Raw genomic sequence first — 20,829 nt, 5'->3', positions numbered from 1 at the left:
GGCCTCTGCGGCCCGCGTGGTCACCTTCACGGATCTTGGTCCTACTTGCCGAAGCCGGCCCGGCGAAGCGCGTCCGCCATCGAGCCGCTGCCGCCCGAGGAGCTCGAGTTGCCGCCCCGGCCGCCGCCGCCACCGCCGGAGCGCTGGCCGCCACCCGTGCCGCCCCGGCGCTGACCGCCGCCACCTCCCTGCTGGCCCCGGTCACGGCCACCGCCGCCACCGCCACCGCGGTTGGCCGACGGAGCACCCGGCTCGTCGTCCAGCCGCAGGGTCAGCGAGATCCGCTTCCGCGGCACGTCGACGTCCAGCACCTTCACCTTCACGATGTCCCCGGGCTTCACGACCTCGCGCGGGTCCTTCACGAAGTTCTTCGACAGCGCCGAAACGTGCGCCAGGCCGTCCTGGTGGACACCCACGTCGATGAACGCGCCGAACGCCGCCACGTTCGTGACGACACCCTCCAAGCGCATTCCCGGCTTCAGGTCGCCGATCTTGTCCACGCCCTCCGCGAACGTCGCCGTCTTGAACGCGGGGCGCGGGTCGCGGCCCGGCTTGTCCAGCTCCGCCAGGATGTCCGTCACCGTCGGGAGGCCGAACGTCTCGTCCACGAACTCAGCAGGACGAAGAGACGACAGCGTCCGCGTGTTGCCGATCAAAGACCGCAGGTCCGTGCCGGTTTTCGACAGGATCCGGCGGACCACCGGGTACGCCTCCGGGTGGACCGACGACGAGTCGAGCGGGTCGTCGCCGTCCGGGATGCGGAGGAAGCCCGCGCACTGCTCGAACGCCTTGGGGCCGAGCCGTGCGACCTCCTTCAGCGCCATCCTCGAACGGAACGGGCCGTTCGTGTCGCGGTGGGAGACGATGTTTTCCGCCAGCCCGGTCGTGATGCCCGAAACCCGGGTCAGCAGCGGCGCGGACGCCGTGTTGACGTCGACGCCGACCGCGTTCACGCAGTCCTCGACCACCGCGTCGAGCGAACGGGACAGCGAGACCTCGGACAGGTCGTGCTGGTACTGGCCGACGCCGATCGACTTCGGGTCGATCTTCACCAGCTCGGCCAGCGGGTCCTGCAGCCGGCGCGCGATCGAGACCGCGCCGCGCAGCGAGACGTCCATGTTCGGCAGCTCCGCCGAGGCGAACGCCGACGCCGAGTACACCGACGCGCCCGCCTCGGACACGATCGCCTTGGTCAGCTTCAGCTCCGGGTGCTTCTTGATGAGCTCCTGGGTGAGCTTGTCCGTCTCGCGCGACGCCGTGCCGTTGCCGATCGACACCAGGTCGACGTGGTGGCGGGCGCACAGCGCCGCCAGCTCGGCGATCGACTGGTCCCACTTGTTGGCCGGCTGGTGCGGGTAGATGACGTGGGTGTCGACGACCTTGCCGGTCGCGTCCACGACGGCCACCTTGACGCCGGTGCGGAAGCCCGGGTCGAGGCCCATCGTGGCGCGGGTGCCGGCCGGGGCGGCCAGCAGCAGGTCGCGCAGGTTGGAGGCGAACACGCGCACGGCGTCGTCCTCGGCCGCCTGGCGCAGCCGCATCCGCAGGTCGATGCCCAGGTGCAGGAGGATCTTGGTGCGCCACGCCCAGCGCACGGTGTCGTTGAGCCACTTGTCGCCCGGGCGGCCCTCGTTGGTGACGCCGAACTTCGCGGCGATGCGCGTCTCGTACTCGGTCGGCCCGACCTGCGGCTCGTCGGTGGGCTCGTCCGGCGACATCGTGAGGTCGAGGACCTCCTCCTTCTCGCCGCGCAGCATCGCGAGGATCCGGTGCGAGGGGAGCTTCGTGTAGGGCTCGGAGAAGTCGAAGTAGTCGGAGAACTTCGCGCCTTCCTCTTCCTTGCCGGCGCGGACCTTGGCGACGAGGTGGCCCTGGCCCCACATCTTCTCGCGCAGGTCGCCGATCAGGTCGGCGTCCTCGGCGAAGCGCTCGACGAGGATCGAGCGGGCGCCGTCGAGGGCGGCCTGCGCGTCCGGGACGCCCTTGTCCGCGTCGACGAACACCGCGGCCGCGGCCTGCGGGTCCGTCGTCGGGTCGTTCAGCAGGCCGTCGGCCAGCGGCTCGAGGCCCGCCTCACGCGCGATCATCGCCTTCGTGCGGCGCTTCGGCTTGAACGGGAGGTAGATGTCCTCCAGCCGCGACTTCGTGTCCGCGGCGAGGATCGAGGCTTCGAGGGCCTCGTCCAGCTTGCCCTGGCTGCGGATGGACTCGAGCACCGCGAGCCGCCGCTCGTCGAGTTCCCGCAGGTAGCGCAGCCGCTCTTCGAGCGTGCGCAGCTGCGCGTCGTCGAGCATGCCGGTGACTTCCTTGCGGTACCGCGCGATGAACGGGACGGTCGAACCGCCGTCGAGCAGCTCGACGGTGGCCTTGACCTGTCCTTCGCGCACGCCCAGTTCTTCGGCGATCCTCTGCTCGACCGACACGCTCACTGCAACACGCTCCTGCTTCGCCTTCGGTGGATCCGATCCTCACATTCTGCCGTTCCGACCACCCCGACTTTCGGATGGGGCTGACATCGGTGTTCTTGACAACCGTATTGGTCTAGTCCATTTTGTGGTGACCTGCCTCACGACCAGTGGAGGTCGCCCCGTGGTCCCCCAAGCCCGTCTAGCCCTGTTGTCGTTACTTTCCGCGGTCGCGCTGTGTCTCGGCGTGACGTTCGTGCTCGCCGGCAGCGCTTCGGCGGCCAACATCCTCGCCAACCCCGGCTTCGAGTCCGGCACCTCGGGGTGGACCTGCACCGCCGTCCCGACCGCGGTGAGCACCCCGGTCCACAGCGGCAGCCGGGCCCTGAGCGCGACGCCGACGTCGTCGGACAACGCCCAGTGCTCGCAGACGCTCACCGTCTCGGCGAACACCGCCTACAAGCTGTCCGCCTGGGTGCAGGGCAGCTACGTCTACCTGGGCGTTTCCGGATCCGCGACCACCAGCACGTGGACGCCCGGCACCAGCGGCTACTCGCAGCTCTCACTGAGCTTCACGACCGGCGCGAGCACGTCGCTGACGGTCTACCTGCACGGCTGGTACGGCCAGCCGACGTACTTCGCCGACGACGTCAACCTCGACGGCCCGGGCACCCCGCCGCCGACGACGCCCACGACGCCGACCACCCCGACGACGCCCACCACCCCGCCGACCACCACGACCCCGCCGACGACGACCACGCCGCCGCCGACCCAGGGTGACCTGCCCAAGCACGTCCTCACCGGCTACTGGCAGAACTTCTACAACGGCGCGAAGGCCCTCAAGCTGGCCGACGTCCCGACGAAGTACAACATCATCGCGGTGTCCTTCGCGGACGCCACCGGCACGCCGGGCGCGGTGAGCTTCACGCTCGACTCCGGCCTGTCGTCGCAGCTCGGCGGCTACACCGACGCGCAGTTCAAGGCCGACATCAAGACCGTGCAGGCGCGCGGCCAGAAGGTGATCATCTCCGTCGGCGGCCAGAACGGCACGATCAGCGTCGGCGACTCGAACTCGGCGAACAACTTCGCGAACTCGATCAAGTCGCTGATCACGAACTACGGCTTCGACGGCGTCGACATCGACCTGGAGAACGGCGTCAACGCCACCTACATGGGCCAGGCGCTGCGCAGCATCTACAACGGCGGCGGCAAGGTCATCACGATGGCGCCGCAGACGATCGACATGCAGTCCACCGGCGGTGGCTACTTCCAGCTCGCGCTGAACATCAAGGACATCCTGACGATCGTCAACATGCAGTACTACAACTCGGGCACCATGCTCGGCTGCAACGGCAGCGTCTACGCGCAGGGCACGGTGGACTTCCTGACCGCGCTGGCCTGCATCCAGCTGCAGGGTGGCCTGCGGGCCGACCAGGTCGGGCTCGGGCTGCCGGCGTCGTCGCAGGCGGCGGGCGGCGGTTACCAGGCCCCGGCCAACACGGTCGCGGCGCTGAACTGCCTGGCCAAGGGCACGTCGTGCGGCTCGTTCAAGCCGTCGGCGACCTACCCGGCGATCCGTGGCGCGATGACGTGGTCGATCAACTGGGACGCGACCGCGGGGTACGCGTTCTCGAACACGGTCTCGGCCGGCCTCGCCGGTCTGCCGTGACGCACACGCCATGAAGGGGGCCCTTCCGGACCAGATCCGGAAGGGCCCCCTTCATGACACCCCCAGCCGCACGCGCAGACCCCCCGGCCGCGCGCCCGTGGCCCCTACACTGCAGGACAGCGTGTGCGGGTTCGTTGTGGAAACGTGGAATCCGCAGGTCGGGGTGGTTTCCGGGAGGGAGTGCGGTGGTGCGGTTCGGCGTCCTCGGCACCCTCGAAGCCGAATCCGGCGGGGCCGCCCTCGACATCGGCCACGCGCGCCAGCGGTACGTGCTGGCGGCGCTGCTGGCGGACCCGAACCGGCCGGTGCCGCCGGACCAGCTCGTCACCCGGGTCTGGGGCGGGCACCCGCCGCACCGCGCGACGGCGACGCTGCGGAGCTACCTTTCGCGGCTGCGGGCCGCCGGGTGCGCGATCGAGCGCACCGCGCACGGCTACGTGCTGCGGGCCGAGCCGGCGTCGGTCGACCTGCACCGGTTCCGGGAGAAGGTGGCCCGGGCGCGGGCGGCGGCCGACGACGTCACCGCGGCCGAGCTGTTCGACGAAGCACTCGCGCTGTGGCGCGGGGAACCGTTCGCCGGGCTGGACTCGCCGTGGCTGACCGGCGTCCGCGAGGGGCTGGAAGCCGAGCGGCACGCGGCGCGGCTGGACCGCCACGACGTCTCGCTGCGGCTGGGCCGGCACGCGGACCTGCTGGCGACGCTGCCGCAGCTGGCCGCGGCGCACCCGTTCGACGAGCGGCTCGCCGGGCAGCTGATCCTCGCCTACTACCGCAGCGGGCGGCAGGCCGACGCGCTCGCGCACTTCGAAGGCGTCCGCCGCCGGCTGGTCGAGTACCTCGGCGCCGACCCCGGGCCGCGCCTGCGTGAGCTGCACCGGCGGATCCTCGCGGGCGACCCGGGACTGGAGCCGCCGCCGGCCGCACGCCACGAGGTGCGGACGGGGTCGCTCATGGAGCTGGCCGCGATCCGTGCCGTCGCGACGCTGCTGATCGTGGCGCGCGAAGGCGACTTCGAGGCCGCGGCCCGGCGGGTGCGCAGCACGGCGGACGCGCTGGAGAAGGAGATCGGCGAGCTGGAAGCCGAGATCGGCGGGCCATTGGTGGTGCCCGACGACGCCGGTGTCCGGCTGACGGAGCTGGGGGAGCGGCTGCGCACGGGCGCCCGCGCGGGGGTGGCGGAACTGGCGGCGATCTTCAGCGAGACCCGCGTGTCCGGGCGCCGGATCGGCGGCCGGCTGCGCGTCGGTTACGTCGCGAGCCTCGGCGGCGACCTGGTGAACCGGCTGACGGCGGAGTTCGAGCGTCGGCACCCGGCGTGCCGCGTCAGCCTGACCCCGATCCGCATCGGCGCCCGCTGGAACGAACACGACCTGCTCGAGGAGGGCGACCTCGACCTGGTGCTGCACTGGGCCCCGGGCGGCGACACGCGGTCGTTCGACCTGCCGAACCTGCGCACGGGCCCGCCGCTGCTGTCGCAGCCCCGGGGCCTGCTGATGCCCGAGGACCACCCGCTGGCGTCACGCGCGACGGTGACTCTCGAGGACATCGCGGACTACCGCCTGCTGGACCCGAGCAAGTCCCTGAACCCGGTGGCCCGCGACCAGTGGGCCCCGCCCCGGACACCGTCGGGCCGCCCGATCCCCCGCACGGAAGACGACGTCCCCCAGCTGATCGGCCGCACCCGCATCGGCCCGGAGGACATGCTTTCGTTGGTGGCGCGCGGAATCGGCCTGCACATCACGGTGCTGTCGCTGCTGGAGCGCTACCCGTTCCCGTGCCTGACGGTGGTCCCGGTGACGGACATCCCGCCGATGATCGCGGTCCCGGTGTGGCGGGCGTCGGAGGAGAACGAAGCGATCCGCGCTTACGTCACGGTGACGACGGAGCTGACGGCCGACCCGCACTTCACTTAGGCGCCAGTGGCAACCGCAGCGCGCCCGGTGCGTCGCTCGGCACCACCGGGTTGCGCGGCGCCACCGCCGCCACCCGCCGATACGCCGCGCCCAGCGAAGGCCGTGGATCCGCGTCACCGTGGTTCGGCCAGAAGGCCATCGCCCGCTCTGCCTGGGCCGTGATCGTCAGCGACGGGTTCACGCCCAGGTTCGCCGAGATCGCCGAGCCGTCCACCACGTGCAGGCCCGGATACCCGTACAGCCGCTGATAGGGATCCACCACCCCGGTAGCAGGCGAGTCGCCGATTGCGCAGCCGCCGATGAAGTGGCCCGTGATCGGGATGTTCGCCAGGTCCGTCCACGCGCCCTGCGGGAGGCCGCCGATCTTCTCCGCTACCCGGCGCGTCACCTCGTGCCCCGCCGGGATCCACGACGGGCTCGGGTCGCCCGCGCCCTGCTTCGTCGTCATGCGCCGGCCGAACAGGCCGCGTTTCGTGTACGTCGTCACGGAGTTGTCGAGCGTCTGCATCACCAGCAGCCCGATCATCCGCTCCGACCAGCGCCGCGGGTTGTGCAGCTTGACGACGTTCCGCCGCTGCCGCCACAGCTCGCGCGCCCCCAGCACCCACCGCCGCTTGCCGGTCTGAGCGTCCACCAGCACCGTCGTCAGCAGGCCCATGAAGTTGCTGCCGCGCCCGTACCGCACCGGCTCCACGTGCGTCACGGCGTCCGGGTGGATCGACGACGTGATCGCGACGCCACGCGTGTAGTCCGTGTCGTCCCGCAGCGACCGTGCGGCCAGCACCGCCTCGGAGTTCGTCCGCGCCAGCAAGCCGAGACGCGGCGACAGCAGTGGCAGCGTGCCGTCGTCGCGCAAGCGGTGCAGCAGCCGTTGCGTGCCCAGGGAGGCCGCCGAGAACACCACCTGCGACGCGGTGAACGTCCGGCGCGCCCGGCGCCCGGTCCGCACGGTGTCGACCGCGTAGCCGCCCTCGATCGGCCGGACGGAAACCGCCGTGGTCAGCGGATGCACCACGGCACCCGCCTTTTCGGCCAGGTACAGGTAGTTCTTCACGGTCGTGTTCTTCGCGCCGACGCGGCAGCCGGTCATGCACTCGCCGCACAGCGTGCACTTCTGCCGGACCGGGCCGGCACCGCCGAAGAACGGGTCCACTCCGGACTGTCCGAAGTAGACGCCGACGGGCGTTCGGCGGTACGTGTGCCCGACGCCCATGTCCTCGGCCACCGACCGCAGCACGCGGTCCGCGGCCGTCGTCGCCGGGTTCTCGACCACGCCGAGCATCCGCTTCGCCTGGTCGTAGTACGGCGCCAGCTCGTCCTTCCAGTCCGTGATGTGCGCCCACTGCGGGTCGGCGTAGAACTTGTCCGGCGGTTCGTACAGCGTGTTCGCGTACACCAGCGACCCGCCGCCGACGCCGGAGCCGCTCATCACGAAGGTGTTCTTCAGCAGCGTCAGCCGCTGGATGCCGAAACAGCCGAGTTTCGGGGCCCACAGGTACTTCCGCAGCCGCCACGACGTCTTCGCGAACTCGTCGTCGGCGAACCGCCGGCCGGTCTCGAGCACCCCGACGCGGTAGCCCTTCTCGGTCAGCCGCAGGGCGGTGACGCTGCCGCCGAAGCCGGAACCGATCACGAGGACGTCGTAGTCCATCACGCCACCACCCGGAAGTCCGCGGGGTCGAGCCGCCGGGTCCGGCGGTCGTATTCGGTGACCAGGCCCGGCCAGTTGGTCGTGACCCGGCCGTCGGCCTGGCGGTACCAGCTCGTGCACGCGCTCCACACGCTCCGGCCCAGCCGCGCCTGCACCTCGTCGTCGTAGCGCGCCTCGACCTCGGGGTGAACGTCCAGATAGGACACTCCGGGGCGCGCCAGCTGGGCCACGGCCTGGCGGATGTACCGGGCCTGCCGCTCGATCATGTAGATGATGGACCCGGCGCCGAGGTTCGTGTTCGGCCCGTAGACGCAGAACATGTTGGGGAACCCGGGCACGGTGATCCCCAGGTAGGCCCGCGCGCCCCCCGCCCACGCGTCCTTCAGCGGCCGGCCGGCCAGCCCGCGCACGTCGATCCGGCCCAGGAAGTCGGTCGCGGCGAACCCGGTGCCGTAGACGATGACGTCCGCCTCGTGCTCGACGCCGTCCTCGGTCCGGACGCCGGCCTCCGTGATCTCACTGATCCGCGCCGTCTCGACGCCGACGTTCGGCTGCGCGAGCGCGGGCAGGTACTCGTTGGTGAAGAGGATCCGCTTGCAGCCCAAGGGGTAGTCCGGGGTCAGTTTCGCGCGCAGCGCCGGGTCCTTGATGTGCCGGCGGCGCAGCTGCGCGGTCCGGAGCTCGAACATCTTCGCCAGCACGGGGTGGCGCGTCATCGCGTACGTCGCGTACTCGGCGAGCAGGAAGATCCGCAGCCGGCCGAGCAGCTGCGTCGGCGGCAGGTGCTCGAACAGCCAGTGCTGCCAGCCGCGGTAGGTCGGATCCGACTTCGCCATGACGTACGGCGGCGTGCGCTGGAAGACCGTCACGTGCTTCGCCTGCTTGCGCAGCTCGGGGACGAACTGGACGGCGCTGGCCCCGGTCCCGATCACGGCGACGCGCTTCCCGCGCAGGTCGACGTCGTGGTCCCAGCGCGCCGAGTGGAAGGCGGCTCCCGCGAACCGGTCCCGCCCGGGGATGGCCGGCAGGACCGGCCGCGACAGCTGCCCGACGGCCGGGACGAACACGTCGGCCTCGAACGTCTCGCCGTCCTTGGTCTCGACGCGCCAGCCGCCATCCTCGAACGCGGCCCCGGTGACCTCGGTGCCGTACCGGATGTGCGGCTCGAGGCCGTACTTCGTGATGACGCCGCGCAGGTAGGCCAGGATGTCCGGCTGGTGGGAGAACCGCTTGGGCCAGCGCGGGTTCGGCTCGAAGGAGAACGAATAGAGCGGCGACGGGATGTCGCAGGCGGCACCCGGGTAGGTGTTGTCCCGCCAGACACCGCCGGGCTCGGCCGCGCTCTCCAGGATGGTGAAGTCGCTGAACCCGGCGCGCTTGAGCTCGATGGCGGTGCCGATGCCGCCGAACCCGGTGCCCACGATCAGCACCGACGGCCCCTTCGCCGAACCAGTCATGCTGAAGAAAGCTACCCATCCGGACCCTGTGACAACAGGACACGAACGGTCACGCGATCGAGATTTCCGGCCAGGCGAGTCATACCTGGACGCATCACGCCAGGACGCGCACCTCGTGCGTCTCCGCGCCCGGCTCCGCCCAGCTCAGCAGCCGCGCCGCCGCGCTCTCCAGCGCCTCCAGATCCCGCTTCGGCAGCTTCTCGAACGGCGTCAGCTCCACCACCGCCGCCTTGCGGTCCTTCCGGAGTTCCCACCGGCCGCGGACGTACCCGCCCGCCAGCAGCGTGCCCTTGACCAGGCCGTTCTGCGTGATCACGCGCTTGCGGTGCTCGTCGCTGATCACCCGGGTGCGGTCCGCGTACGACAGGATCGTCTGGTCGAACGGCCCCAGCAGCCGCGGCGGCGCCGGGACGTCTTCGTCCGGCAGGGTCAGCTCCGGCAGGTCGATCAGCTCGCGGCCGTCCGGGTCCCGGTATCGGCGCAGGTCCATCTCCGCCGCGACCTCGCCCAGCCGGGTGATGCCCGCCCACGCCTGGACGTCCGCCACCGACGCCGGGCCGAACGCGCGCAGGTACCGCGCGATCAGCCCCGCGGGCGAGGGTGCCGACAGGGGAGCGCCGACCCACTGGTCCAGACACGCGTACGTCGTCTGCCCGGCCTTGCCCCAGATCGCCCGCGGCGGGACCTGCACCAGCGGCAGCCGCCCCCGGGCGAGGTGCGTGAGGGACGCCGTCGCGACGTCCGGCCACCGCCGCGCCAGCTCGGCGCCCAGCGCGGTGCTCGACAGCGGTGACGCCACGAGCAGCTCCCGCGCGACCTTGGCGACGGCGTCGTGGTCCAGCCCGGTCAGCGCCTGCGCGTGCAGGGTGTTCTGCTTGAGGTCGCGGTCGTAGAGCCCCTGCACCACCGGCCGCCACGCGAGCGCGTCCGCCGCCGTCACCAGGTGGACCGTGCCGCGCATCAGCGCGATCCGGACCACCCGCCGGCTCTCCAGCAGCTCGGCCAGCTCCGAAGGCTTGAAGCCCTGCAGCCGCGCCCACAGCGCGTAGTACGGCGGGAACGGCGCCTGTGCCTGCAGCCCGGCCAGGTGCTCCACCGCGTCGTAGGCGGACATCTTCGCGCGGCGCAGCAGCAGCTGGCGCTCCAGCGTCGCGCGGTTCAGCGCGCGTCGGCTCAACGTCGTCACAGCGCCACCCTAACGATCACCCCGGACAGTTCCGGTCCTCGATTCGACGCGTCCGTAGGCCGTGATCCATACTTCCGGCCATGGCCGAGCTCGCCGCCCCCGCCGTTGGGGACTGGGACTTCCCGCGCGGTACCGCCAGCATCGAGCTGATGACCCGGTTCGCCGCCGACCGCGACGCGCGGGCCGCCGGACGCCTGCTCTCGGCGACGTCGCTGTCGCCGGACCTGCTCGCCGACCCCGCCGCGCAGGTCGACGCGCGCCAGGAGCTCGCCGTCGTCCGCGCGCTGGTCGCCTTGGACGGTTCCGACGCGGCGGCCCTCGAACTCGGGCGGCGTTACCGCGTCACCACCTTCGGTATCTTCGGGTTTGCCTGCATCAGCAGCCCCACCCTGCGCGACGCGATGCTGTTCGCGCTGCGCTACTTCGACCTCAGCTTCGCGTTCTGCATCCCGCACGTCGTCACCGAGGGCGACCGGATCATCCTGGAGCTCGACGACAGCCGCGTGCCCGCCGACGTCGCCCGGTTCCTGGTGCTGCGCGACCTGTCCGCGATCTTCGCCGTGATGCGCGACCTGCTGCCCGAGATCGCGCTGGACGAGCTGACCTTCCGCCACGACGCGTCCACAGTGGACGCCTACGTGACGGCGTTCGGGGTCGAGCCCCGGTTCGGCGCCGACGCCTGCCGCGCCACCCTGGACCCGGCGTTCCTCGCGCTGCCGCTCCCGCAGGCCAACGAGCAGACCGTCGCGCTCTGCGCCGCGCAGTGTGAGGTCCTCGTCGCCCGCAAGCGGCAGCGGTCCGGGATTTCCCAGCAGGTGCGCGAACGCCTGGTGCGCCTCGGCGGGGTCGACGCCGGGATGGACGAGATCGCCCGCCAGCTCACGCTCAGCACCCGCACCCTCCGGCGCCGGCTGGCCGAGGCCGGGACGAACTACCGCGCGCTCGTCGACGAGGTCCGGCAGGCGCTCGCCGAGGAACTGCTCGACACCGGCGTGCTGTCCGTCGAGGACGTCGCGTACCGGCTCGGGTACGCCGAGGCGTCGAGCTTCATCTACGCGTTCAAGCGCTGGACCGGGATGACGCCCGCGGCGTTCGCCCGCCGCTTCCGCGCCGCTCGTCAAGCACCGCCGGGTAGGTGAGCTTCAGCAGGTTGAGGATCGAATCGGTGAGGAACACACGCAACGCCGACCGGTCCAAGGTGCCGCGGATGAGCCATTCCCGCGACCCCGCCCGCAGCATCCCGCCGAACGACCGGATCATCGCGCGCAGCTCTTCGCGGCCTTCGGTCACGTCCGTCATCAACGCGGCTTCGAGCACGCGGTCGGCGGCGATCTCGTCGGCCTCCAGCATGATCCGCTCGATCTCCGGGTCGCGGCCCGCCGACTCCGGCCCGATCGCGGTCAGCCAGGCGTCGCGGTTGCGGTCGACGACGTCGATCCAGCGTTCGACACCGATCGCCAGCCGCTGCTCCATGGTGGTGTCCGGCAGCGCCTCGGTGACCGGCGCCGGCACGATCATCATCTGCCGCACCACTTCCAGGTACAGCTCGCGCTTCCCGCCGAAGTAGTGGTTGATCAGCGGGCGGGCCACCCCGGCCGCGGCGGCGATGTCCGAAGTGGACACCGACGCGTAGCTGCCCGCGCCGAACAGCCGCCGGGCGGCGGCGAGGATCTCGGCACGCCGCTCGGCCGGTTCGAGCCGCCGTCTGCGGGGCCGCGTTCCGCTGGTCACCCGCTCAGCCTCGCGGGGGAGCGGCACGCTGTCAACAAGTAGTTGACTTCTCGTCAAGAGAGTGACTCCGGTGGCGGGCAACCGAAGTTTCGCGTCAACGACTGTCGTTACGCAACCGGAACAACCCGCCGGTAACTTCCCGGCGCCGGGACGCGACGAGACGGCAGGGGGTCCGTGTGACCGGGGGTAGGAACAGATGACCGAAGACGGCGCGCCGATCCGGCCGGCCGGACGCTGGGTGAGCGTCCGCCTGCAGCATCGTCACGTCAGCTTCGACGACGCCTTCGAAGCCGACGAGCCGCTGCCCGACGGTGACTGCGCGGACGAGGCTTCCGTGTCCTACTCCGGCATCGTGATCACCAGCTACGACGAGGGCTCGAAGATCGCCGAGCGCTGGATCCCGCTCGGCATCGACCCGTCCGAAGCCGACGACGAAGAACTCATCGAGCAGCTGCGGGAAGCCCTTCTCTGGCAAGCGGGGCGCCCGCCCCAGGAAGCGTCCGGCGAGTGACCTAGGACTCCGTGCGCAGGCCTTCGAACGCCACCTTGCACACCGCGTCCGCCACTTCGGTCGCCGACGAGCCACGCCGCGGGCGGTACCACTCGATCAGCGAGTTGACCATGCCGAAGATGAGCCGCGCGGTCACCGCCGGGTCGACGTCCGGGCGGATGTCGCCCTCGGTTTCGGCCTGCTTCACCAGGTCCGTCACCAGAAGGTCGAATTCGCGCCGGCGGGCCAGCGCGGCGCGCTCCACCTTCGTGTTGCCGCGCACCCGCAGCAGCAGCGTGACGAACGGCAGCCGGTCGGCCAGCACCAGCACGCTGCCGCGCACCAGGTGCTCCAGCCGGTCGACCGCCCGGCCGTCCAGCTCGGTGGCCTCCGCGGCGACGGCGAACAGCCCGTCCAGGGCCCGGTCCACCGACAGCCGCAGCAGTTCCTCCTTGCTGGGCACGTGGTGGTAGATGGCCGACTTCGTGATGCCGAGCTTGCGGGAGAGGTCCTCCATGCTCGTGCCGTCGTACCCGCGTTCGTTGAACAGCTTCACCGCCACCTGCAGCAGTGATTCGAGGTCGTAACCGGGACGCCCGCGCCGGGGTGCCGTCACGGCTTCTCCCGCTGGTCCACGATCCGCCGCATCTTGCCCATCGACCGCTCGAGCGTGTCCGGGTCGACGACGTCCACCGACACCGTCACGCCGACGCCGTCCTTCACGCCGGTCACCAGCGAGGAAGCGGCCAGTTCGCGGTCGGCGGGCGAAGCGTCGTGCCGGGCTTCGACCAGCACGGTCAGGTGGTCGAGGCGCCCGCGGGTGGACCGGACGAGCTGGAAGTGCGGGCTCAGCGACTCGGTGCGCAGCACGATCTCCTCGATCTGCGTCGGGAAGACGTTGACCCCGCGCAGGATGATCAGGTCGTCGGTGCGCCCGGTGACCTTGTCCATCCGCCGGAACGCCGGCCGCGCGGTGCCCGGGTTCAGCGCCGTCAGGTCACGCGTGCGGTAACGGATGATCGGCAGCGCCTGCTTGGTCAGCGACGTGAACACCAGCTCGCCGGTCTCACCGCTTTCCAGCACGTTCTCCTCGAAGGGGTCGATCACCTCGGGGTAGAAGTGGTCCTCCCAGATGTGCAGGCCGTCCTTGGTCTCGACGCACTCCTGCGCGACACCGGGGCCCATCACCTCGGACAGCCCGTAGATGTCCACGGCGTCGATCGCGAACCGCTCCTCGATCTCCGACCGCATCTGCTCGGTCCACGGCTCGGCGCCGAAGATGCCCACCTTCAGTGAGCTCTCGCGCGGGTCGACACCCTGGCGCTCGAACTCGTCGAGCAGTGTCAGCATGTACGACGGCGTCACCATGATGATCTCGGGCCGGAAGTCGGTGATCAGCTGCACCTGCCGCGCCGTCATCCCGCCGGAGGCCGGAATCACCGTGCAGCCCAGCTTTTCCGCGCCGTAGTGCGCGCCGAGACCGCCGGTGAACAGGCCGTAACCGTACGCGTTGTGCAGCTTGTGGCCCGGCCGGCCGCCCGCCGCGTGGATCGAGCGGGCCATCACCGTGGCCCAGGTGTCGATGTCCTGCTCGGTGTAACCGACGACGGTGGCCTTGCCGGTCGTGCCGCTGGAGGCGTGGATCCGCCGCACCTGGTCCTGCGGCACGGCGAACATCCCGAACGGGTAGTTCTCGCGCAGGTCCTGCTTGGTGGTGAACGGGAACTTCGCGAGGTCGGAGAGTTCCTTGCAGTCGTCCGGGTGGACGCCCGCGTCGTCGAACTTCTTCGTGTACGCGGGCACGTTCGTGTAGGCGTGTCTGAGTGTCCACTGCAGACGTTCGAGCTGCAGCGCGGCCAGCTCGTCGGCGGAGGGGTTCGCCTCGATCATGCTTCGTCCCGTTTCCCGGAGATGACGCGGCTGCGGCCGCGGAATTCGGCGACGACTTCCGGCCCCGCGAGGGTTTCCCGGTGGACGGTGACGTCGTAGATGCCGTTGCGGCCGTAGCGGGTGCGCTCGGTGGCCGTCGCGACGAGGTGGTCGCCGAGCCGGCCGGCGGCGACGAAGGAGATTTCGGCGCCCGCGGCGACGGTGACCGGGCCGTGGGTGTTGCAGGCGCAGGCGAAGGCGGTGTCGGCGAGCAGGAAGACGTAACCGCCGTGGGCGATGTCGTGCCCGTTGACCATCGACGCGGTGATCGTCATCGTCGCGACCGCGCGCCCGTCGCCCGCCTCGACGAGGGTGATGCCCAGCGCGCGGGACGCCTCGTCGGCGGCGAACATGGTGTGCGCGGCGTTGGTCAATGCACCCCTCCGTCTTGACCGACCGAATGGACGGTCACCTCGTGGTGCGGCTCAGTAAAGGCACTGGTCCGGGCCGGTGTCAAGCACCGGGGCCTTCCGATCCCGGCGGCCAGCGGCTACGATGGAATTACTGAACGTCCGGTAGGTAATTCGGTGGAGAGGTCGGACTCGATGGGTTTGCTGCGCAGCTACGTCTCGGGCGGGTGGCACACGGCGGCGGAAGACGGTGTCCCGCTGCACGACGCCACCACCGGGGAAGAGGTCGCCCGGGTCTCGTCGGCGGGCGTCGACTTCGCGGGCGCCCTGGAGTACGGCCGCCGCGTGGGTGGCCCGGCGCTGCGCGAGCTGACGTTCCACCAGCGTGCCGCGCTGCTGAAGGCGCTGGCGTCGCACCTGCGCGAGCACCGCGAGGAGCTGTACGCACTGTCCGCGAGGACCGGTGCCACGCTGGGTGACTCCAAGTTCGACATCGACGGCGGCATCGGCGTCCTGTTCAGCTACGCCTCCAAGGGCAAGCGCGAGCTGCCGAACGACACCGTCTACGTCGAGGGCAACGTCGAGCCGCTGAGCAAGGGCGGCACGTTCGTCGCCCAGCACATCGCCACCCCGCTGCGGGGCGTCGCGGTCCAGATCAACGCGTTCAACTTCCCGGTCTGGGGCCCGCTGGAGAAGTTCGCCCCGGCGTTCCTCGCGGGCGTCCCGAGCCTGGTCAAGCCCGCGAGCCAGACGGCCTACCTCACGGCCCGCCTGGTCGAGCTGATCTTCGAGTCGGGCATCCTGCCGGAGGGTTCGCTGCAGTTCGTCGCCGGCAGCGTCGGCGACCTGCTCGACCACGTGACCGCGCAGGACCTGGTGTCGTTCACCGGCTCGGCGTCCACCGCGCAGAAGCTGCGCGCGCACCCGGCGATCATCCGCAACGCCGTCCGCTTCAACGCCGAGGCCGACTCGCTGAACTGCTCGATCCTCGGCCCGGACGCACGACCCGGCACCACCGAGTTCGACCTCTACGTCAAGCAGCTGACCTCGGAGATGACGGTCAAGGCCGGCCAGAAGTGCACCGCCATCCGCCGCGCCTTCGTCCCGGCCGACCTGCTCGACGACGTTGCCGCGGCGGCTTCGGCGCGGCTCGCGAAGGTGACGGTCGGCAACCCGGCCGCCGAGGGTGTCCGGATGGGCGCGCTGGCCAGCCTGGAGCAGCGCGAAGAGGTCCGGCGCTCGCTCAAGGCGCTGCTCGACGCGGGCAGCGTCGTCTTCGGCGACCCCGAAAAGGTCGAGGTCGTCGACGCGGACGCCGAGCGTGGCGCGTTCCTCTCGCCGGTGCTGTTGAAGGCCGACCCGGAGCGCTCCGAGCCGCACGAGGTCGAGGCGTTCGGCCCGGTCTCGACGCTGCTGCCGTACACGTCGACCGAGCAGGTCATCGAGCTGGCGGCACGCGGCGGCGGCAGCCTGGCCGGCTCGATCGTCAGTGCCGACAAGGAGTTCGTGCGTGACGTCGTCCTCGGCGCGGCGCCGTACCACGGCCGGCTGCTGGTCCTCGACGCCGACGACGCCAAGGAGTCCACCGGTCACGGTTCGCCGATGCCGCAGCTGGTCCACGGCGGCCCGGGCCGCGCGGGCGGCGGCGAGGAGATGGGCGGCATCCGCGGCGTGCTGCACCACATGCAGCGCACCGCTGTGCAGGGCTCGCCCGCGGTGCTGTCGGCCGTCACCGGCCGCTGGGTCACCGGAGCGCCGCGCACCGAGGGTGAGGTCCACCCGTTCCGCAAGTCCCTGGCCGAGCTGAAGATCGGCGACTCGGTGGTCGCCGGGCCGCGCACGGTCCGCCAGTCCGACGTCGACCACTTCGCCGAGTTCACCGGCGACACGTTCTACGCGCACACCGACCCCGAGGCCGCGGCCGCGAACCCGCTGTTCGGCGGGATCGTCGCGCACGGCTACCTGGTCGTCTCGTTCGCGGCCGGGTTGTTCGTCTCGCCCGAGCCCGGCCCGGTCCTGGCCAACTACGGCCTGGAGAACCTGCGGTTCCTGACGCCGGTCAAGGTGGACGACACGCTGACCGTGACCCTGACCGCCAAGCAGATCACGCCGCGCATCGACCAGGAGTACGGCGAGGTCCGCTGGGACGCCGACGTGACCAACCAGGACGGCGACTCCGTCGCGAAGTACGACGTCCTGACCCTCGTGTCGAAGGAGCAGCCGTGACCTTGGACAGTGCTGTCGCCTCGCTGGAAGAACAGTTCGAAGCCGTCATCGAGCGTGACCAGCGCATCGAGCCGCGTGACTGGGTGCCCGAGGGGTACCGCAAGACGATGGTCCGGCAGATCGCGCAGCACGCGCACTCGGAGATCATCGGCATGCAGCCCGAAGGCCGCTGGATCACGCGCGCGCCTTCGTTGCGCCGCAAGGCGATCCTGCTCGCCAAGGTGCAGGACGAGGCCGGCCACGGGCTCTACCTGTACTCGGCGGCGGCGACGCTCGGCGCCGACCGTGCGGACCTGACCGACAAGCTGATCACCGGCAAGCAGAAGTACTCGTCGATCTTCAACTACCCGACGCTGACCTTCGCCGACGTCGGCGTGATCGGCTGGCTGGTCGACGGCGCGGCGATCTGCAACCAGGTGCCGCTGTGCCGCAGCTCCTACGGGCCGTACGCGCGGGCGATGATCCGCATCTGCAAGGAAGAGTCCTTTCACCAGCGGCAGGGTTACGAGCTGCTGATGACGATGATGAAGGGCACCCAGCAGCAGCGGGACATGGTCCAGGAGGCCGTGAACCGCTGGTGGTGGCCGTCGCTGATGATGTTCGGCCCGCCGGACGCCGACTCGCCGAACACCGCGCAGTCGATGGCGTGGAAGGTCAAGCGCCACACCAACGACGAGCTGCGGCAGCGCTTCGTCGACATGTCGGTGCCGCAGGCCGCCGCACTCGGCGTCACGTTCCCGGACCCGGATCTTCGCTGGAACGCCGAGCGGGAGCACTACGACTTCGGCGCGGTCGACTGGGACGAGTTCAAGAACGTGCTGAAGGGCAACGGCCCGTGCAACGCGTCGAGGATCGCGCACCGGCGCCGTGCGCACGACGAAGGTGCCTGGGTCCGCGAAGCCGCCGTGGCGCACGCCGAAAAGAAGGGTTCGCGATGAAGCACGACTGGCCGTTGTACGAGGTGTTCGTCCGGGGCAAGCGCGGGCTGAACCACGTGCACGTCGGCTCGCTGCACGCGGCCGACGACGAGATGGCGCTGCACCACGCGCGTGACCTGTACACGCGGCGCAACGAAGGCGTGTCGATCTGGGTCGTGCGCGCCGCCGACATCACGGCGTCCTCGCCGGACGAGAAGGACCCGTTCTTCGCGCCGAGCGGCGACAAGGTCTACCGGCACCCGACGTTCTACGACATCCCCGAGGAGGTGCCGCACATATGAGTTTCGACAACGTCTACGAGTCGCTGACGGAGGAGAACGACGCCCGCTGGGCGTTCGGCACCGGCTTCGAGGACCCGCTGTCCGGAGTGGACACTTCGGTACCGTCCGGTGTGGACGGTGCTTCGCTGGCGGCCTACTGCCTGATGCTGGGTGACGACGCGCTGATCTTCTCGCACCGGCTGCAGGAGTGGTGCACCAACGCGCCCGAGCTGGAGGACGAGGTCGCGCTCGCGAACATCGGCCTCGACCTGCTCGGCCAGGCGCGGCTGCTGCTGGCGCGCGCCGGCAAGGCCGACGGCTCTTCGCGTTCGGAAGACTCGTTCGCGTTCGACCGCGTCGAAAACGAGTTCCGCAACGTCCGGCTCGCCGAGCTGGGCGGCGGCCACTTCGGGCACCTGATCGCGCGGCTGTTCGTGTTCTCGACGTGGCGCCTGGCGCTGCTGCAGCGGCTGGTGTCGTCGGTGGACCCGGTGCTGGCGGCGATCGCGGACAAGGGCGTCAAGGAAGTCACCTACCACCGCGACTACGCGGGGCAGTGGCTGGTCCGGCTCGGCGACGGCACACCGCTGTCGCACGAACGGATGCAGGAAGGGCTCGACGCGGTGTGGCCGTACGTCGGCGAGCTGTTCCGCACGCACCCGCTCGAGCTGGTGGACGCGGCTTCGCTGCGCCCGGAGTTCGATGCGGTGCTGGACCAGGTGCTCGCGGCGTCGACCCTGACCCGGCCTTTCGCGGGTGACATCGCCGGGGTGTCCGGCCGGACGGGCCGCGACGGCGTCCACACCGAGCAGCTGGGGTTCCTGCTGGCGGAGCTGCAGAGCGTGGCCCGGGCGATGCCGGACGCGCAGTGGTGACGGCGTCGGCGGTGGCCGCGACGGTCACCGATCCCGAGCTGCCGATGCTGACGCTGGCCGACCTGGGTGTGTTGCGCTCGGTGTCCGAGGACGGCGGCCGCGTGGTCGTCGCGATCACGCCGACGTACACCGGCTGCCCGGCGATGGACACGATGCGCGACGACCTGGAGCACGCGCTGGTCGGCGCGGGTTACGCGGACGTCGAGATCCGGACGCAGCTTTCGCCGTCGTGGTCGTCGGACTGGATCACACCGGAGGGCCGCCGCAAGCTGGCCGAAGCGGGGATCGCGCCGCCGGGTGCGGCGCCGCGGCGGTCGGGCCCGATCCCGCTGACGCTGTCGGCGCCGGTGTCGGCGGTGCCGTGCCCGCTGTGCGGGTCCACGGACACGGAGGAGCAGTCCCGCTTCGGCGCGACGGCGTGCAAGGCGCTGCGGCGCTGCCGGTCGTGCCAGGAGCCCTTCGAGCACGTCAAGGAGATCTAGGTGGCGTTTCACCCCTTGAAGGTCGCGGGCATCGCGCGCCTGTGCGACGACGCGGTCGCCGTGACGTTCGACGTGCCCTCCTCTCTGGCCTCGGACTTCGACTTCAAACCCGGGCAGTCGCTGACGCTCCGGCGTTCCGTCGACGGCCGCGACGAGCGCCGTTCGTACTCGATCTGCGCGGCGGCGGGCACGGCGCCGCGGGTGGGCGTCCGCCTGGTCCCGGGCGGGCTGTTCTCGTCGTGGCTGCTGAACGACGTCCGCGCTGGCGACACGATCGAGGTCGCCCCGCCCACGGGCTCGTTCACCCCGGACCTGTCCGAGGGCGGTCACCACGTCCTGATCGCGGCGGGCTCCGGCATCACGCCGGTGCTGTCGATCGTGTCGTCGCTGCTGGCCACCCCGGACGCGACGGTGACGGTGCTGTACGGAAACCGCCGCACGGACACGGTGATGTTCGCGGACGAGCTGGCGGACCTGAAGGACCGCGCGCCGTCGCGCTTGGAGCTGATCCACGTCCTGTCCCGCGAGCCGCGCGAGGCGGAGCTGTTCACCGGCCGCCTGGACGCCCCGAAGCTGCGGCAGCTGTTCGACTCGCTGGTGCCGGTGTCCGAAGTGGACCACTGGTGGCTGTGCGGCCCGTTCGAGATGGTGATGGGCGCGCAGGAGCTGCTGACGTCGCTTTCCGTACCGCGGTCACGGATCCACCAGGAGCTGTTCTACGTCGACACCCCGCCGGCGCCGGTGACCCACGACGACCCGGCGGTGGCCGGCGAATCGTCCGAGGTCCGCATCGTCCTGGACGGCCGCTCGTCGACGGTGACGCTGCCCCGTTCGGCATCGGTCCTGGACGGCGCGCAGAAGTTCCGCCCGGACCTCCCGTTCGCCTGCAAGGGCGGCGTCTGCGGCACGTGCCGGGCCCGGGTCACGGAGGGCAAGGTGGACCTGCGCCGCAACTTCGCCCTGGAGGACGCGGAGGTGGAGGCGGGTTTCGTGCTCACGTGCCAGTCCTACCCGGTCTCGGAGACGATCACGGTGGACTACGACGCCTGACACCGGGTTTGTCCACAGGCCCCCCTCACTTGTGGACAACTCGGCCCCGCAGACCCGTTTCCCCGGTTCCGGACGGTGGCCGCCACTAGGGCCTGTATCGAAGTCGTCTCGAGCTGGTTGAGCTGGAGCTGACGCTGTCGGGCGTGTCGGTGGTCGACATAGGTGAGGTCTCCGGTAGCTGGTTCGTCGACCAAGAAGAACCTGAACACCGGAGACC

At 70.8% G+C, this 20,829-nt stretch carries 18 protein-coding genes; 10 read left to right on the top strand and 8 right to left on the bottom strand.

The features are described 5' to 3' along the window. Positions 1-41 precede the first annotated feature (41 nt). The gene (locus ACGFMK_RS13015; RefSeq protein ID WP_392761491.1) at positions 42-2,429 is read right to left on the bottom strand and encodes a Tex family protein; all 2,388 of its coding nucleotides are present in this window, start codon (positions 2,427-2,429) and stop codon (positions 42-44) included. Positions 2,430-2,589: 160 nt separating this feature from the next. On the opposite strand from ACGFMK_RS13015, the gene ACGFMK_RS13010 reads away from it, so the two are divergent. Together ACGFMK_RS13010 and ACGFMK_RS13005 are read left to right on the top strand one after the other, a co-directional pair. Next, entirely contained in the window at positions 2,590-4,074 is a 1,485-nt protein-coding gene (locus tag ACGFMK_RS13010) for a chitinase (protein ID WP_392761488.1), read from the top strand. A gap of 188 nt (positions 4,075-4,262) precedes the next feature. Next, entirely contained in the window at positions 4,263-5,987 is a 1,725-nt protein-coding gene (locus ACGFMK_RS13005; protein ID WP_392761486.1) for a BTAD domain-containing putative transcriptional regulator, read from the top strand. On the opposite strand, the gene ACGFMK_RS13000 is transcribed toward ACGFMK_RS13005, so the two are convergent. The 3 genes from ACGFMK_RS13000 to ACGFMK_RS12990 all read right to left on the bottom strand — a co-directional run bounded on the left by ACGFMK_RS13000 (position 5,980) and on the right by ACGFMK_RS12990 (position 10,281). Then, positions 5,980-7,638 (bottom strand): GMC oxidoreductase, encoded by a 1,659-nt coding sequence (locus tag ACGFMK_RS13000; RefSeq protein ID WP_392761483.1) that lies wholly within the window; start codon positions 7,636-7,638, stop codon positions 5,980-5,982. The genes ACGFMK_RS13005 and ACGFMK_RS13000 overlap by 8 nt on opposite strands. Continuing rightward, positions 7,638-9,095, bottom strand: coding sequence for a flavin-containing monooxygenase (locus tag ACGFMK_RS12995; RefSeq protein ID WP_392761480.1), 1,458 nt, complete (start codon positions 9,093-9,095; stop codon positions 7,638-7,640). Before ACGFMK_RS12995 ends, ACGFMK_RS13000 begins: the two co-directional genes overlap by 1 nt. A 94-nt stretch (positions 9,096-9,189) precedes the next feature. Beyond that, complete coding sequence (locus ACGFMK_RS12990) at positions 9,190-10,281, bottom strand: winged helix DNA-binding domain-containing protein (RefSeq protein WP_392761477.1); 1,092 nt, start codon at positions 10,279-10,281, stop codon at positions 9,190-9,192. A gap of 80 nt (positions 10,282-10,361) precedes the next feature. On the opposite strand from ACGFMK_RS12990, the gene ACGFMK_RS12985 reads away from it, so the two are divergent. Then, the gene (locus ACGFMK_RS12985) at positions 10,362-11,420 is read left to right on the top strand and encodes an AraC family transcriptional regulator (RefSeq protein WP_392761475.1); all 1,059 of its coding nucleotides are present in this window, start codon (positions 10,362-10,364) and stop codon (positions 11,418-11,420) included. On the opposite strand, the gene ACGFMK_RS12980 is transcribed toward ACGFMK_RS12985, so the two are convergent. Further along, positions 11,341-12,012, bottom strand: a complete 672-nt coding sequence (locus ACGFMK_RS12980) for a TetR/AcrR family transcriptional regulator (protein WP_392761472.1) — start codon at positions 12,010-12,012, stop codon at positions 11,341-11,343. The two genes, ACGFMK_RS12985 and ACGFMK_RS12980, sit on opposite strands and share 80 nt — an antisense overlap. A 196-nt stretch (positions 12,013-12,208) precedes the next feature. On the opposite strand from ACGFMK_RS12980, the gene ACGFMK_RS12975 reads away from it, so the two are divergent. Next, positions 12,209-12,523: a hypothetical protein gene (locus ACGFMK_RS12975; RefSeq protein ID WP_392761469.1), complete on the top strand. Its 315-nt coding sequence runs from the start codon at positions 12,209-12,211 to the stop codon at positions 12,521-12,523. Between the two features lies 1 nt (position 12,524). Here ACGFMK_RS12975 and ACGFMK_RS12970 read toward each other — a convergent pair whose 3' ends face one another. From ACGFMK_RS12970 to paaI, 3 genes are read right to left on the bottom strand one after another with little or no spacing between them, the layout of a single operon-like run. Beyond that, positions 12,525-13,118: a TetR/AcrR family transcriptional regulator gene (locus ACGFMK_RS12970; protein ID WP_392761466.1), complete on the bottom strand. Its 594-nt coding sequence runs from the start codon at positions 13,116-13,118 to the stop codon at positions 12,525-12,527. Further along, entirely contained in the window at positions 13,115-14,392 is a 1,278-nt protein-coding gene (paaK, locus tag ACGFMK_RS12965) for a phenylacetate--CoA ligase PaaK (protein ID WP_392761463.1), read from the bottom strand. The genes ACGFMK_RS12970 and paaK overlap by 4 nt, the downstream gene beginning before the upstream one ends. Continuing rightward, the gene (paaI, locus tag ACGFMK_RS12960) at positions 14,389-14,784 is read right to left on the bottom strand and encodes a hydroxyphenylacetyl-CoA thioesterase PaaI (RefSeq protein WP_392761515.1); all 396 of its coding nucleotides are present in this window, start codon (positions 14,782-14,784) and stop codon (positions 14,389-14,391) included. The genes paaK and paaI overlap by 4 nt, the downstream gene beginning before the upstream one ends. A 192-nt stretch (positions 14,785-14,976) precedes the next feature. Here paaI and paaZ point away from each other — a divergent pair, with 192 nt between their 5' ends. From paaZ to paaE, 6 genes are read left to right on the top strand one after another with little or no spacing between them, the layout of a single operon-like run. Next, positions 14,977-17,007, top strand: a complete 2,031-nt coding sequence (gene paaZ / locus ACGFMK_RS12955; protein ID WP_392761460.1) for a phenylacetic acid degradation bifunctional protein PaaZ — start codon at positions 14,977-14,979, stop codon at positions 17,005-17,007. After that, positions 17,004-17,945 (top strand): 1,2-phenylacetyl-CoA epoxidase subunit PaaA, encoded by a 942-nt coding sequence (gene paaA, locus ACGFMK_RS12950; protein ID WP_392761459.1) that lies wholly within the window; start codon positions 17,004-17,006, stop codon positions 17,943-17,945. The genes paaZ and paaA overlap by 4 nt, the downstream gene beginning before the upstream one ends. Beyond that, a complete protein-coding gene (gene paaB, locus ACGFMK_RS12945; RefSeq protein ID WP_247025279.1) occupies positions 17,942-18,226 on the top strand; it encodes a 1,2-phenylacetyl-CoA epoxidase subunit PaaB in 285 nt (94 codons plus the stop codon). The genes paaA and paaB overlap by 4 nt, the downstream gene beginning before the upstream one ends. Next, the gene (paaC, locus tag ACGFMK_RS12940) at positions 18,223-19,080 is read left to right on the top strand and encodes a 1,2-phenylacetyl-CoA epoxidase subunit PaaC (protein ID WP_392761456.1); all 858 of its coding nucleotides are present in this window, start codon (positions 18,223-18,225) and stop codon (positions 19,078-19,080) included. The genes paaB and paaC overlap by 4 nt, the downstream gene beginning before the upstream one ends. Continuing rightward, positions 19,074-19,562 (top strand): 1,2-phenylacetyl-CoA epoxidase subunit PaaD, encoded by a 489-nt coding sequence (gene paaD / locus ACGFMK_RS12935; protein WP_392761454.1) that lies wholly within the window; start codon positions 19,074-19,076, stop codon positions 19,560-19,562. The genes paaC and paaD overlap by 7 nt, the downstream gene beginning before the upstream one ends. Next, on the top strand, positions 19,563-20,612 hold the full coding sequence (gene paaE, locus ACGFMK_RS12930) for a 1,2-phenylacetyl-CoA epoxidase subunit PaaE (protein ID WP_392761452.1): 1,050 nt from the start codon (positions 19,563-19,565) through the stop codon (positions 20,610-20,612). It abuts the gene before it with no gap. The last annotated feature ends 217 nt before the right edge of the window (positions 20,613-20,829 follow it).

It is taken from the genome of Amycolatopsis sp. NPDC049252 (assembly GCF_043197175.1).
In the GTDB taxonomy this organism is placed as follows: Bacteria; Actinomycetota; Actinomycetes; order Mycobacteriales; family Pseudonocardiaceae; genus Amycolatopsis.
The sequence above is the reverse complement of the archived record's forward strand: the minus strand, read 5'-3'. Positions and strand labels throughout refer to the sequence as shown.

Bases quoted from the DNA above. Each gene is read 5' to 3' on its own strand.
- paaB (WP_247025279.1), top strand. From the start codon at position 17,942: ATGAAGCACGACTGGCCGTTGTACGAGGTGTTCGTCCGGGGCAAGCGC.
- paaI (WP_392761515.1), bottom strand. From the start codon at position 14,784: ATGTTCGCCGCCGACGAGGCGTCCCGCGCGCTGGGCATCACCCTCGTC.
- paaC (WP_392761456.1), top strand. From the start codon at position 18,223: ATGAGTTTCGACAACGTCTACGAGTCGCTGACGGAGGAGAACGACGCC.
- ACGFMK_RS12995 (WP_392761480.1), bottom strand. From the start codon at position 9,095: ATGACTGGTTCGGCGAAGGGGCCGTCGGTGCTGATCGTGGGCACCGGG.
- paaZ (WP_392761460.1), top strand. From the start codon at position 14,977: ATGGGTTTGCTGCGCAGCTACGTCTCGGGCGGGTGGCACACGGCGGCG.
- ACGFMK_RS12975 (WP_392761469.1), top strand. From the start codon at position 12,209: ATGACCGAAGACGGCGCGCCGATCCGGCCGGCCGGACGCTGGGTGAGC.
- ACGFMK_RS12985 (WP_392761475.1), top strand. From the start codon at position 10,362: ATGGCCGAGCTCGCCGCCCCCGCCGTTGGGGACTGGGACTTCCCGCGC.
- paaK (WP_392761463.1), bottom strand. From the start codon at position 14,392: ATGATCGAGGCGAACCCCTCCGCCGACGAGCTGGCCGCGCTGCAGCTC.
- ACGFMK_RS13000 (WP_392761483.1), bottom strand. From the start codon at position 7,638: ATGGACTACGACGTCCTCGTGATCGGTTCCGGCTTCGGCGGCAGCGTC.